Annotated in this window: 13 protein-coding genes; all 13 read left to right on the top strand. The window is 52.9% G+C overall.

All coding sequences use genetic code 11. The annotated features are described in order from the left end of the window. Positions 1-94: 94 nt before the first annotated feature. Positions 95-715 carry a site-2 protease family protein gene (locus tag Q4E64_RS05020; protein WP_303166644.1) on the top strand — a complete coding sequence of 207 codons (621 nt, stop codon included), beginning with the start codon at positions 95-97 and terminating at the stop codon, positions 713-715. 9 nt (positions 716-724) lie between these two features. Continuing rightward, positions 725-1,447 (top strand): ScpA family protein, encoded by a 723-nt coding sequence (locus Q4E64_RS05015; protein ID WP_303166643.1) that lies wholly within the window; start codon positions 725-727, stop codon positions 1,445-1,447. Further along, positions 1,437-2,021 carry an SMC-Scp complex subunit ScpB gene (gene scpB / locus Q4E64_RS05010; protein ID WP_303166641.1) on the top strand — a complete coding sequence of 195 codons (585 nt, stop codon included), beginning with the start codon at positions 1,437-1,439 and terminating at the stop codon, positions 2,019-2,021. The genes Q4E64_RS05015 and scpB overlap by 11 nt, the downstream gene beginning before the upstream one ends. A gap of 8 nt (positions 2,022-2,029) precedes the next feature. Further along, positions 2,030-2,755 (top strand): pseudouridine synthase, encoded by a 726-nt coding sequence (locus tag Q4E64_RS05005; protein ID WP_303166640.1) that lies wholly within the window; start codon positions 2,030-2,032, stop codon positions 2,753-2,755. Further along, entirely contained in the window at positions 2,752-3,987 is a 1,236-nt protein-coding gene (locus tag Q4E64_RS05000; protein WP_303166638.1) for an NAD(P)/FAD-dependent oxidoreductase, read from the top strand. Before Q4E64_RS05005 ends, Q4E64_RS05000 begins: the two co-directional genes overlap by 4 nt. Positions 3,988-4,006: 19 nt before the next feature. Next, positions 4,007-4,675: a (d)CMP kinase gene (cmk, locus tag Q4E64_RS04995; RefSeq protein WP_303166637.1), complete on the top strand. Its 669-nt coding sequence runs from the start codon at positions 4,007-4,009 to the stop codon at positions 4,673-4,675. Further along, the gene (locus tag Q4E64_RS04990) at positions 4,672-5,268 is read left to right on the top strand and encodes a 1-acyl-sn-glycerol-3-phosphate acyltransferase (RefSeq protein WP_303166635.1); all 597 of its coding nucleotides are present in this window, start codon (positions 4,672-4,674) and stop codon (positions 5,266-5,268) included. Before cmk ends, Q4E64_RS04990 begins: the two co-directional genes overlap by 4 nt. Further along, on the top strand, positions 5,265-7,334 hold the full coding sequence (gene ispH, locus Q4E64_RS04985; RefSeq protein ID WP_303166633.1) for a 4-hydroxy-3-methylbut-2-enyl diphosphate reductase: 2,070 nt from the start codon (positions 5,265-5,267) through the stop codon (positions 7,332-7,334). Before Q4E64_RS04990 ends, ispH begins: the two co-directional genes overlap by 4 nt. Positions 7,335-7,349: 15 nt before the next feature. Beyond that, positions 7,350-8,417 (top strand): type 2 isopentenyl-diphosphate Delta-isomerase, encoded by a 1,068-nt coding sequence (gene fni / locus Q4E64_RS04980; protein WP_303166632.1) that lies wholly within the window; start codon positions 7,350-7,352, stop codon positions 8,415-8,417. A 1,152-nt stretch (positions 8,418-9,569) separates the two neighbouring features. Continuing rightward, complete coding sequence (locus Q4E64_RS04975; RefSeq protein ID WP_303166631.1) at positions 9,570-11,195, top strand: autotransporter outer membrane beta-barrel domain-containing protein; 1,626 nt, start codon at positions 9,570-9,572, stop codon at positions 11,193-11,195. 191 nt (positions 11,196-11,386) lie between these two features. After that, a complete protein-coding gene (gltX, locus tag Q4E64_RS04970; protein ID WP_303166630.1) occupies positions 11,387-12,856 on the top strand; it encodes a glutamate--tRNA ligase in 1,470 nt (489 codons plus the stop codon). 39 nt (positions 12,857-12,895) lie between these two features. Continuing rightward, the gene (locus Q4E64_RS04965; protein ID WP_303166628.1) at positions 12,896-13,744 is read left to right on the top strand and encodes a protease inhibitor I42 family protein; all 849 of its coding nucleotides are present in this window, start codon (positions 12,896-12,898) and stop codon (positions 13,742-13,744) included. 9 nt (positions 13,745-13,753) lie between these two features. After that, the gene (locus Q4E64_RS04960; protein WP_303166627.1) at positions 13,754-13,999 is read left to right on the top strand and encodes a cell division protein ZapA; all 246 of its coding nucleotides are present in this window, start codon (positions 13,754-13,756) and stop codon (positions 13,997-13,999) included.

Below are 13,999 nucleotides of genomic sequence, written 5' to 3'. Positions count from 1 at the left end.
CAGAAAAACTGCGGCGGTTCCGTTTTCTTTTTGACTTAATAACGCAAGCTGTTGTATAATTGTACCATTAAGATATTTTCTACCGGAGGCTGTAATGCTTGATTTAAGTACTATGATATACCGTATTCCTGCCTTGCTGTTCGCCATATCCATCCATGAATATGCGCACGCTCAATGTGCGGATAGCATGGGCGACCCGACGGCGCGCTACGCAGGACGGCTGACCTTTAACCCAATGGCCCATCTTGACCCCATCGGCGCAGTGCTGCTGGTGGTGGCCGGCTTTGGCTGGGCTAAGGGAGTGCCTATCAATGTAAATAATTTCCGCAACCGCCGCGAGGGTATTTTAAAGGTATCCTTTGCCGGTCCTGCGGCCAATCTCTTTTTGTGCTTTTTAGCGGCTCTGCTGATGGCGCTGACCAATCGCCTGGGCTTGATGAGCGACGGCATGTACCGTTTTTTGCTGTGGATGCAGCTGTATAACGTATGGTTTGCCTTTTTCAATCTGATTCCCATTCCGCCCTTGGACGGCTCGCGCATTTTATCCGAACTGCTGCCTGCCAGGCAGTCCTGGCAGTTTAATAATATCGTTGACCGTTACGGCTTCTTGATCCTTATCGCATTGGTTTTTACCGGTATTACCGGTATGATTATCAATCCCCTGGCTAACGGCTATCTGATGCTGGTCAACAGTCTGCTGCGTATTGTCTTTTAATTTGCCGCAATGAAGGATTTGTCGTTAAAGCTTAACGCTTTTGAAGGGCCTCTCGATTTATTGATGCATTTAATCGAGAGGGATAAAATAGATATTTATGATATTCCCATCGTGGAGATTACGGAGCAGTACATCAGCTATCTGCGTAATCTCAGCGAATTTGATATGGAAATAGCCAGCGAATTTCTGGTGATGGCAGCCACGCTGCTGCAAATAAAATCGCGGCTGCTGCTGCCGAAGGAGGCTGCCGCCGACGATGAGGAGGAGACTGACCCGCGCCAGCAGCTGGTGGAAATGCTGGTGGAATACCGCCGCATTAAGCGAGCCGCTAATAAGCTGCGCGCATTAAAGGAAGAAGCCGACCGTTTCGGCCAGCGTGCGCCTATGTTCGCCAATATGGTGGAGCGCAATTTGGGGCATTACCCGGTGCAGGATCTGCTCAAGGCCTTGGCGGGCATGCTTGCCGGCGGCAGCAGGCCCACAGCCTTTATCGAGCCGCAGGCCTTCAGCGTGCAGGAAAAAATGTCCGCCATTTTGCAGCGGCTTAATCGTCATCCCCACGGCTTTTTACTTAACGAGCTGTTCCGTTCGGGACGTCCCGGCGAAAAGGTGGCGGCTTTTCTGGCGGTGCTGGAGCTGCTGAAGCTGGGGCTGGTAGCTATCAGCCAGGCGCAGCATTTCGCGCCCATTTATATTTTCGGCAGACAGGGGGAGAGCAGCCATGTATCATGAGCAGATGACGGGAGCGCTGGAGGCGGTGCTTTTTGCCGCAGGCGAGCCCATCAGCGTGGGCGAACTGGCCAATGTATTGCAGCTGGAAAAGCCTCAGGTTTGGGAGCTGCTGTCCACGCTGGAGCACAGTTATGAGGACGAAGCCCGCGGCCTGATGCTGCGTCAGGTGGGCGGGGGCTATCAGCTGGTGACCAAGCCGGTGCATTACCGCCTGCTGAGCAATCTGAACCGCAAAAAAGAGGTCAGGCTGACTAACGCGGCCATGGAGACACTGGCGATTATCGCGTTTAAGCAGCCTGTTACCCGTGCGGAGATGGAGGCTATCCGCGGCGTCAAGGTGGACGGCGTGCTGGGAACGCTACTGGATTTGGGCTTGGTGACGGAAGCCGGGCGCAAGAAGGCTTTGGGCAACCCCATATTATACGCCACTACAGATAAATTCCTGACGGTGTTTGGCCTGGCGTCGCTGCAGGATTTGCCTGCCGTAGAACCCTTGCCGGAGGACGAGCAGGAGGCGGTGCAGCAGGTGCTGTCCTTGGAAGAGAATCACGAAAATAATGAATTAAAGGAATAATAGATTAGATGGAAGAGCGTTTACAAAAGATTTTGGCGGCGGCAGGCATCGCGTCCCGCCGCGAAGCAGAAAAGATTATTACGGCGGGCCGCGTCCGCGTTGACGGTAAGGTTGTGACCGAGCTGGGCAGTAAGTTTGACCCCGCCAGAACACGTATTATGGTGGACGGCAAGCCCATTAAAGCCGAAAGCAAAGCCTATTATATGTTTTATAAGCCCCGCGGCGTGGTTACGACCATGAGCGACCCGGAAAACCGGCGCAGTATCGCCGATTTTGTCAAGGATTTGCCGGAACGGGTGTTTCCCGTCGGCCGTCTGGATTACAATACCGAAGGACTGCTGCTGCTGACTAACGACGGCGCGCTGGCCCAGGCGTTGATGCACCCCAGCCACGAGGTTAATAAAACCTATCTTGTGAAGGTGCCGGGTATTGTACCCGACGAGAAGCTGGATTTGCTGCGCATGGGCATTAAGCTGGAGGACGGCATGACGGCTCCGGCGGTGGTCAATCTGCGCAGCTACGAGCACGAGCATAATTTTACGCTGTTCGACATCACGATTCACGAAGGGCGCAACCGCCAGGTACGCCGGATGTGCGACGCTATCGGTTTCCCTGTGCGCGATTTAAAACGCATTAAAATGGGGCCGCTGACCTTGAGCAATCTGGGACGCGGCAAATTCCGCGAGCTGACCGACGGCGAACTGGCGGCTTTAAAAAAGGCGGCTAAGCTATGAGCCGGGTGGTTATCATCGGCGGCGGGGCGGCGGGGCTGCTGGCAGGCATTGCCGCCGCACAGAACGGCGCCAGCGTTACGATTTTGGAAAAAATGCGTCAGCCCGGCAAAAAAATGCTGATTACGGGCAAAGGGCGCTGTAATATAACTAACGCCTGCGAATTGCAGGAATTTGTGAAAAATCTTCCCGGCAACGGAAGATTTTTAAATAGTGCTTTACACAGGTTCACTAATAATGATATAGTAGAGATGCTGGAAAATAACGGCCTGCCTACAAAGGTAGAGCGGGGCGGCAGAATTTTCCCCGTCAGCGACCGGGCTAAGGATGTTGTCGATACGCTGGTCAGGCTGTTCACCAGCCTGGGCGGCAGACTGCTTACCGATACTAAAGCGCTGGAAATCGTGGTCAAGGACGGCAGAGCCGTCGGCGTAAAGACGATTAACGGCGTACACACAGCGGACGCCGTTATTTTGGCGGCGGGCGGCGCTTCCTACCCGGGAACGGGCAGCGACGGCGGCGGCGCTAAGCTGGCGGCTAAGGCGGGGCACCATATTGTGGCATTGAAGCCGTCGCTGGTGCCTTTGGAAAGCGATTATCCCTATGTGGACGAGCTGCAGGGCTTATCCCTGCGCAATGTGCAGGCTACGCTGCTGGCCGACGGCAAGAAGATTGGCAGCGAGTTCGGTGAAATGCTTTTTACGCATTTCGGCGTATCGGGCCCCATCATTCTTTCGCTCAGCAACGCTGCCGTTAAGGCGCTGAACGCGGGGCAGGAGGTGGAGCTGCACATCGATTTAAAGCCCGCCCTGAATGCGGAAAAGCTGGACGCCCGTTTGCAGCGCGATTTTAAGGAATACAGCCGCAAGCAGCTGGCTAACGGTATGAAGGACCTTCTGCCGCAGCGCTTGATTCCTGTCGTTTGCGATATGGCGTATCTGGACGAGGAAAAATTCGTCAACCAGATTTCGCGTGAGGAACGCCTGCGCTTATTGCAGGCTTTAAAGAGCTTTTGCGTGCCAATTACGGCTGCGCGCCCTATCGGCGAGGCCATCGTTACCGCCGGAGGCGTGGACGTGAAGGAAATAAATCCCAAAACCATGGAATCCAAGCTGGTCGGCGGCTTATATTTTGCCGGCGAGGTTATGGACGTGGACGGTTATACCGGCGGCTTTAATTTACAGGCTGCCTTTTCCAGCGGCTATGCCGCAGGCTGTGCAGCAGCCAATATTTAAAAAAGTGTGGTTATGTTCTATGAAAAAAATTGTTGTCGCTATTGACGGCCCTGCGGGAGCAGGCAAAAGCACTATCGCCAAGCTGGCCGCCGAAAGATTGGGCTATGCCTACATCGACACGGGCGCTATGTACCGCAGCGTGGCCTGGAGGTTTTTGCAGACTGGTCAGCCCTTTGACGAGGCTTTTATCAGCCAGCTGGCAAATACTATGGTTATCCAGTTCAGGCCGGAGGCTAACGTCAATAGAGTGTTTGTCGACGGGCAGGAGGTTACGGACGCCATCCGCAGCGCGGAGGTAACGGCCAACGTGTCCAGGGTAGCCGCTATCGGCGCGGTACGCGAAGCCATGGTGGAGCAGCAGCGCCGCATGGGCGACGCAGGCGGCGTGCTTATGGACGGCCGCGACATCGGCACGGTAGTATTTCCCAACGCGCAGCTGAAAATCTTCTTAACCGCTTCGGTGGAGGAGCGGGCGCAGCGCCGCTATAAGGAGCTGCTGGCCAAGGGCGAGCAGGTTGACCTGGCGCAGCTGCAGCGGGATATTGCCAGCCGCGACAAGCAGGACAGCGAACGGGCTATCGCCCCCCTGCGCCAGGCTGAGGACGCGCTGCTTTTGGATACCTCGCATATGAATATCGAGCAGGTAACTGAAAAAATTTTGCAGCTGGTCGGGGAGAGAGCCCAATGATTTACGCTGTCGTTAAGGTTATTTTGCGTGTATTATTTGCCGTCGTTCTGCGTATGCGCGTGGAAGGAACGGAAAATATCCCCAAGGAGGGGCCGCTGGTTATTGCCAGCAATCATTTAAGCTTGCTTGACCCGCCGGTTATCGGCACGGCCGCTACCCGCAAGGTGCATTTTATGGCTAAGCAGGAGCTGTTCGTGCCCATACTGGGCGATATCTATAAAATATTGGGCGCATTTCCGGTGCGCCGCGGCGGCGCCGACCGCGCTGCCATTAAGCGCGGCATAGAAATTTTGCAAAGCAGCCAGGTTCTGGCGATCTTCCCGGAGGGAACCCGCAGCAAGACCGGCAAGCTGGGCAAGGCTGAACCGGGCGCGCTGATGATGGCCAGCAAGGCTATGGCGACTATCGTTCCCTGTTGCGTTATCGGCACGGACTTCCAGCGTCAGGGCCGCATCTGGCCTAAGGTTACGGTACGCTTCGGCAAGCCCCTGTATTTTTCTGCCGACACCGTAATCAATAAGGAGCTTTTGCATAATATGACGGAAGACCTGATGCAGCGCATTGCACAGCTTCAGGAAGGAGCCAGAGCATGATGGAGATTAAGGTTGCCGAGTGCTGCGGCTTTTGCTACGGCGTCAAACGGGCCGTAAATATGGCCAGGGAGGCCGCCGGGCATATCCGGGGCGGCACGTTGGGACCTTTAATTCATAATCCGCAGCTGATAAGCGAGCTGGCGCAGCAGGGCATTGACTGCAGGGACAGCCTCGAACAGTTCAGCGCGGGCGAAACAGTTATTTTCCGTTCCCATGGAGTAGGGCCGGAAACCTACGCCGAAGCGGAGCAAAAAGGGTTGCACATCTTAGACGCCACTTGCCCCAATGTGCGGCTGGCGCAGAAAAAAGCTGCTCAGGCAGCAGCGGACGGCTATTTTCCTGTAATCGTTGGAGAAAAAAATCATCCCGAAGTAAAAAGTATTTTAAAATGGGCAGGAAAAAACGCTATCTGTGTAGAATGTATAAAAGATATCTCTGATATACCGCAGCAGGAGCGCTATGGAGTAATCATCCAGACCACTTTTGAGCTGCAAAAATTTGAAGATATATTGCAGGCCATGCAAGAGCAAAGGCCCGGCGAGTACCGTGTGGAGCGCACCATCTGTCTGGCTACGGCGCAGCGGCAAAAGGCTGCCGTCAAGCTGGCGTCAGAGTCTGACGCAGTAGTAGTTATAGGCGGACGCAACAGCGCCAACACGCGGCATCTGTTCGAGCTGGTGCAGGAGCATTGCCGCAAGGCATATCATATCGAAACTGCCGGCGAGCTGCGCAGCGATATGTTCAGGGATTGTCATAAAATAGGAATCACGGCGGGAGCATCCACTCCGGACCGTTTAATTAAGGAGGCTATTATAGCAATGGAAAACATGGATTTTGAAAGTATGCTCAATGAAAGTATGGAGGTAGAGGTATATCCGGGCAAAATTGTCAACGGTACCGTTATTCAACTGGATAAAGACGGCATTTATGTATCTTTTGGATATAGACATGATGGCTTGATCACTTATGCCGAGTGGAATCCGGCTGTAGATCCTGAAGAACTGATGGCAACCGTTAAACCCGGCGACGAGGTTGAAGCTAAAGTTATTCCCGGCAGCACCAAGAGCGATTTCGTTCGTCTGTCCAAGGTAAAGGCTGAACGCGACGCAGCCTGGAAGAATGTTCCTGAGCTGGCTGAAGGCGAAAAACGCCCGGCCACCGTTAAGGTACTGCGTATTATTAAAAACAAAGCTAAAAACATCGTTGGCCTGGGCGTTGCTGTAGAAGGCGTGGAAGGCTTTATGCCCGCTTCCCATGTAGAGCTGCGCCGCGTAGAAGATTTCACCCCGTATCTGGGTCAGGAGCTGCAAGCTGAAATTATCGAGGTTGATTTGGAAAAGAAACGCATCGTCGTTTCCCGCCGCGACCTGCTGAAAGCTGAAAAAGAAGCTAAGGCTAAGGCTTGGAGAGAGCAGCGTGAAGCTCAAATCGCCGCTCGCAAGGAAGCTCGCGCCGCCGCTGAGGAAGCAGCCTACAATTCCGTTGAGGAAGGACAGGTTGTTCCCGGCAAGGTTGTTAAAGTAGCTGAATTCGGCCTGTTCGTAGAAGTTGGCGCAGGCCTGGTCGGCTTGGTACACAACACCGAGCTGTCCTGGGACCGCAATGTTAAGGCTGCCGACGTTGCTAAGGAAGGCGACGCAGTAACCGTACTGGTTAAGAAAATTGACCGCGAAAACAAACGCGTTGCCCTGTCCATCAAGGCTACCCTGGAGGATCCCTGGAAGGTTGAAGCAGGTCAATTCCATATCGGCGATATCGTAGAAGCGGAAGTAGTACGCTTCCTGCCTTTCGGCGCTATCGTTAAGCTGAGCGATAAGGTTGAAGGCCTGGTACATATTTCCGAAATCGCGCAAGAGCGCATCGCTAAACCGGACGACGCTCTGGAGCTGGGCCAAATCGTTAAAGCCGAGGTTATCAAAATGGATCTGGACAGCAAAAAGATCGGCCTGAGCATTTCTAAGGTAAAACGCGACGCTGAAAAAGCAGAATACCGTTCCTACATCGGTAAGAAAAACGCTTCACTGACTCAGGATCTGTCCGAGCAGCTGGAAAGTCTGGAAAAATAAGAGGAGCAAACGGATATGCAGCGAGCTCAACGTAAGCTGGAACATATAAAATATGCGCTGGAGCTTGGCGACGGCCCTGCTGCGACACATCTTGCTGATCTTCGTTTCATTCACAATTGTCTGCCGGAAATCAATCCGGCAGACATTGATTTATCGGTAGAAATTTTAGGCAAACGCTTACGTTTGCCTTTTTTCATTGACGCTATTACCGGCGGCACCGATGCTGTGACGGAGATCAATCGCAAGCTGGCGCAGGCAGCGGCGCGCGCAGGCGTGGGCATGGCCGTAGGCTCCCAGTACGGCGCAGTACGCGAGGGCAGGGGCGTGGCAAGCTACGCTGTGGTGCGGGAGGAAAATCCCGACGGCCTGATTTTAGGCAACATCAGCGCTTTAGCTACGCCGCAGGAGGCGCAGGCCGCCGTGGAGATGCTGCAGGCCGACGCTTTGGAGCTGCATTTGAACGCGGCGCAGGAGCTGTGGATGCCCGAAGGCGATAAGGATTATGCCGGACTGTTGGCGAATATGCTTGCCGTTAAGGAGCAGCTGACAGTACCGGTGATCGTCAAGGAAACAGGCTGCGGCATTGCCAGGGAGCAGTACGAGCTGCTTTTGGCGCAAGGCTTTGACTGCTTCGATTGCGCCGGGGCCGGCGGCACTAATTTTCCGGCTATTGAGGCGCGCCGCAGCGGCGCGAAGCTGAGCGAGGACTTTGCCTGTTGGGGTCTGCCCACCTGCTGGACGCTGCTGGACGGGCAGATAGTGGGCGCGGACAAGCTGCTGCTGGCTTCCGGCGGCATTCGCAGCGGCGGCGACGCGGCGCGGGCCCTAGCCTTGGGTGCGGACGCCGTGGGCGTTACGGGGTCTGTGCTGCGTCTTGTAGTTGAGCAGGGCGTGGAGGCTGCCGCAGCCTATCTGGAAGCTTTGGGAGAAGAGCTACGGCGTTATCTGCTGCTGTTAGGCTGCCGCAAGCCGCAGGAGCTGCGCCGCGCGCCCTTGGTTATCAGTGGGCCAACGCGGGATTATATCGACTGCCGCGGCTACAACCTGCAGGCGCTGTGCAGAAGCAGAAGAACGCAAGAGTAAAGCGCAGCAAAAGATTTTTGAAAAATGATAGTGAGGATAGCCCTGTTTACCGAAAGGTAGGCGGGGCTTTTTTTTGCGCTGCTTAGCTTGGTTTAGCATCGAGATTTTACGTTTGCCGCGACGCGCAATTTTTGACGCGCCCTACGCGCGGAAGCAGGACGAAACTTCGGTAGAATTTGGCGGGCGTGGGCGGTTGTTACGTACCCTCGTTTCTATGCTTCCGGGCGCTAGGCGCTAAAATTGCTAATGTCGCTTGGCAAACGATAAAATCTCTAGTTGTTACTTATTTAGGATTGCGTAATTTGTTTTGCGCTTAACGATTTACTTGGAGCGTAGCAGCCAGCGCGTTAGCGCTGCAAGGCAAAAGTGTTCGATACACTTTTGCTTGACTGGGGGGGACAAGCGCGTATAATGGAATTGACAACATATGTTGTTGCTGCATTTATCTTTTAATTGTTAATGAAGTTGATAATTACGGAGAAAGGCGGAGGTATTATGAAAAAGAGGATGTTAAAAAGAAGTTTAGCGTTGGGGGCGCTTATGGCGTTTGTGATTACGGGTAGCGCGTTGGCGGCTCCTATTTATAGTAATGATAGTCAAGATGAAGTTTATACAGAAGATATATCTGCCGAAGAGATACTTCCAGGTGGTGGATATACTAGTGCTGTTGGTCTATATGGTGATAATAAAACTGTAACAATGACTAGTGAAAATATTTCATCTAAAATGGAAGTGAATTGTTCATGGTATCAAAATGATACAAATTATACGTTTAGTGGAATATGCGCAGGTTCTTTAGATGGCTCTAGCGGTACAGTTTTGTACCTTGGTGGAGAAAACACTAATTTAATAAATGTAAATACATATGTTAATGGTACAGGAAAAGATAAGGAAGGAAATGTAGAAGGACTAGGTGCTATTGGTATATGGGCTTTGAATAATTATACTAAAGAGCAAGTGAATAATGGTGGCCAAATTATAATTGATGCAAAAGATCTTAAGATTACAGTTCATTCTGAACAAGGAACTGCTTATGGCATCTTAGCACAAAATTCTACGACGCATACCAGTGCTATCCCATCTACTGTGATAGTAAATGCTGACAGTACAACTATTAATGTTACATCTGGAGTTGATGGGTGGGCTTCTGGGTTGGTTGCATTTTCTCAAGGCATTTTAACTGTAAATAGTAATCTTATAGTTAATGCAGACGATGCTATAGTAGCTCGCGGAGACGCTATTGTAAAAATCAACGAAGACGGTACGCATACTACAAAATTAGATGGCAATATTGATTTCAACTATGATAAGAAAACTTCTGGCACTAAAGTCGATGCTGACGTTCTAGTAAATTTAACTGGCGCTGATTCATATTGGAATGGTAACGCTAAAGTTAGTTGGGGAACTGGCGAGATAACTCCGGAAGAAAAAGCGCAGGTTACGGGATTGAATTTAATCCTTGCCGAGGGCGCGCAATGGAATCCGACTGTAGTAAATGATTATAACACAGGCGATTCGGGCGTAACGAGCATTGCTATCAATCAATTAACGGCTAACGAAGGCGTTATCAATGTTAAAGATGGCGCTAAAGCAAGAATAGGCGAGATGCTTGGCACGGGCGCAGATGTAAACGTAGAAACTTTAGCGGAAGCCCAGGTGGAAATTGCTACTAAGTCTGCCGATACTAAATTGCGCGTAAATGCGGGCTCAGATATCACAGACCAACTGGCTAACGGCGAGGCAAGCGTTGATGAAACGGCTAAGATAGTTGCCTTTAGCGCAGATAGCGAGAGTACGGATTACCAATTTACTTCTGCTGAAAGCGACGTAGCTGGCGCTATGTCCTTGCAGGTTGAAGATGGGCAGGTAGTAGCAGGCTCCGTTAAAGAAGCCGCCAACACCTCCAACGCGGGCATCAGCAATATGGGCGCTATCGCGCTGATGACTTGGCGGCAGGAAAACAACGATATGAACAAGCGCCTGGGCGAGCTGCGCGACAGCGCGGGCGAGCACGGCGTGTGGGTACGCATGACCCGCGGCGAAGGCAAGTACAAGAGCATTAAGAACCAATACAACAGCTACCAAATCGGTTACGACGAAAAATTGAGCGTGAATAAGAACTGGACGGTAGGCGCGGCGCTGACCTATACGGACGGCGAGAGCAGCTTTGCCCAGGGCAACGGCGAAAATACGCATAAGGGCTTGGCGCTGTACGGCAGTTATTTGAACGACGACGGCAGCTTTATCGATTTAATCGCCAAGTATTCCCGCTTGGAGCATGAATTTGACACTATCGGCGGCGCAGGCAAGGGCGATTACGAGACGAACGGCTACAGCTTGAGCGCTGAATACGGCAAACGCTTTACGAAGGACAACGGGCTGTGGATTGAGCCGCAGGTAGAACTGACCTACGGTAAAGTAGGCAGCGCCGATTATCTGACGTCGAACGGAGTAAAGGTGCGCCAGGACGGTATGGACAGTTTGGTAGGCCGTTTGGGCTTTGCGCTGGGCAAGGATTTGGCGAAAGATAAGGGCAACGTATACCTGCGCGCATCGTACCTGTACGATTTTGACGGCGAAACGGATATGCGTTTCAGCAAAGGCGGCGTCAGCAGAACGATGGAGCAGGATCTCGGCGGCGGCTGGTGGGAAGTCGGCGTAGGCGCTAACATAAACCTGAGCGCAGCAAGCCACCTGTATGTGGACGTAGAGAAAACTTACGGCGGCGACGTAGCTACGCCGTGGCAATGGAACGCAGGCGTGCGCTGGAGCTTCTGATTAAGCGCTTCTGCCAAGCAGCTTCATTGCTGGTAAGCAGCGAAATTTTGGCATCAGGCAGTATCTTCTTTAGGGAAGGTACTGCCTTCTTTTTATTGTTTCAGCAATAAATTTGCACTTTTGAACGCTTCGCGGTATAATTACTCTGATATACAATTTTTATTTTTACATTATTTAAAGGAGACGATATAATGTCCGAAGTTAGAGTAAGATTTGCTCCCAGTCCCACTGGGTATTTACATATTGGCGGCGCCCGCACTGCGCTTTTTAACTGGCTGTTTGCCCATAAAATGGGCGGCAAGCTCATTCTGCGCATTGAGGATACCGACACGGAGCGCTTGAAGGAGGATTCTGTCAGCCAGATTCTCACCAGTTTAAAATGGTTGGGCATTAACTGGGATGAAGGCCCGGAGGTGGGCGGCGACTGCGGCCCTTATTATCAATCCGAGCGTTTGCCCATTTACAAAAAATATGCCGAGCAGCTTTTGGAGCAGGGCAAGGCTTATTACTGCTTCTGTTCTTCTGCCGACCTGGAGGCGCAGCGTGAAAAGCAGCGCGCCGCTAAGCAGCCCTTCCGTTACGCCCGTACCTGCCGCGATTTGCCGGTGGAGGAGGCCAAAGCTCGCGCCGCAGCGGGCGAGCCTTATTCCGTGCGCGTAAAAATCCCCGTGGAGGGCGCTATTACCGTCCATGATTTGATTCACGGCGACGTAACCTTTAATATGGACCAGTTTGACGATTTCGTTATCGTTAAATCCAACGGCATGCCTACTTATAATTTCGCCGTAGTTGTGGACGACCATCTGATGGGCATGACCCACGTGCTGCGCGCCGAGGAGCATCTTTCCAATACGCCCAAGCAGCTGTTGATTTACGAGGCTTTGGGCTGGGAGCCGCCTAAGTTCGGGCATATGCCGATGATTCTGGCTCCCGACCGCTCCAAGCTGAGCAAGCGCCACGGCGCAACCTCCGTAGAGGAATTCCGCAGCCAAGGTTATCTGGCCGAAGCCATCGTCAACTATCTGACCCTTTTGGGCTGGGGCCCCGGCGACGAGCGCGAGCTGTTTACTTTGCAGGAAACTGTCAAGCTGTTTGAATTGGAGCAGATGTCCAAAAAGGCAGCTATTTATGATACCAAGAAGCTTACCTGGATGAACGGACAGTATTTGTCCGAGCTGCCCTTGGAGAAGATTCTGCCCGAAGCCAAGCCCTTCTTTATTAAGGACGGCTTCGTGACCGAGGACTGGTTCGCTACTCATGAGGACTATTTCGCTAAATTGGTGGACGTAGTGCGCGTGCGCGTCAAGACTTTGCAGGAGGTAGCGGACGCTTCCGCGTACTTCTTTAAAGACGTAACGGAATACGATGCCAAGGGCGTGGCTAAGCATTTTAAGCCTGAAAGCGTCGGCCTGCTGGAGCAGTGCATCGCCGCTGTGGAGGCTGACGAGGTATACGATTTGGCCAGCACCGAAGCGGCCTATAATAAAATTGCCGCCGATAATAATCTGGCGCTGGGCAAGGTAATTCACCCGACCCGTCTGGCCTTGACCGGACGCACCGTTTCTCCCGGTATGTTCGACGTTATGGTGCTGTTGGGTAAAGAAAAAACGCTGGAACGCCTGCATAAGGCGGTGGAATATATCAAGGCTCACTGCTGCTGATAGCAGTGAGCGGCGTGCCTGAGCAAAGGAGGCGGCTGCATGAAGATTCTTTTGACTACTTTATTGTGTCTGGCGCTGTGCCTGCCGGTATTTGCCGACCAGCAGACGACGGTGCTGCGGCAGGAAGTTTCCATAGGTAAGGCGCAGGCTGTACTGCCCTATATTGACGGCAGCAACAGCGTCGATTTGGAGAAAAAGGCCAACGGCCTGATTTTAGCGGCGGCGCAGGAGCTGTCGCGTCAGGTGGGCGGCGGCAGCATCGATTATGAGGTAACGCTGAACCGTCCCAGCCTAATTAGCGTGCTTTTGACTGCGAAGAACGGCGGCGTAAGCGCTTATCGTGGGCTGAACCTTGATTTGACCACGGGAGAAGAGTTCGGCGTAACGGATTTTTTCGTCAATAACGATGCTGTGAAGAACGCTTTGCATGGGTACGAAGACGTTTTGTTCTCTGAAAACGGCTTGCTGTGCAGCGGCGGCAAATATGCGTCTTACGACGCTTTAACGGTGCCTTATTCCCAGGTGCTGCCATCTATACGCATCGGCGAGGCCGGTCGCATTATGCAGGTAGCAAGGCTGACTGCGGCGTCGTCGAAGAAAACGCTGGTGATGGATAAGGGCGGGCTTATCGCTTTAAAGCTGGACGCTAATCCTTCCACAGGCTACGGCTGGGCTATGAGCTGTTCTTCGCCCAATGTGCAGAAGGTGGGCAGCTCCTTTACCATTCCGCGCGCCGAGGAGGAGCGCGTCGGCGTACCCGGGACGGAGATAGTATTTTTAGCCGTACAGAAGCCCGGTACCTATAATATTAAGATGGAATACAAGCGCCCCTGGGAAAAGCTTTCGTTGGACAGCTTTTCGTTCACTGTCGTCGTGCAGGGCGCATAAGGAGTAAGTATGGAAAAGGCGGCTGTTTCTGTAAAAATTTGTAACGACACCTATATGCTGCGTACTTCCGCGCCGCAGGAACAGGTGCTGCGCGTGGCGCAGATGGTGGACGAGCGCATGCGGAAGCTGGCGGAGCAAAAAAACGTGCAGCACCGGGAAAAGCTGGCCGTGTGGACGGCGCTGGATTTAGCGGCGGAGCTGGACGCTTTGCAGCAGCGCTATGACAGGCTGCTGGCCGCCATTCGCGAAGGGTGA

Source organism: Phascolarctobacterium sp. (assembly GCF_030531065.1).
Lineage (GTDB): Bacteria > Bacillota > Negativicutes > Acidaminococcales > Acidaminococcaceae > Phascolarctobacterium_A.
The sequence above is the reverse complement of the archived record's forward strand: the minus strand, read 5'-3'. Positions and strand labels throughout refer to the sequence as shown.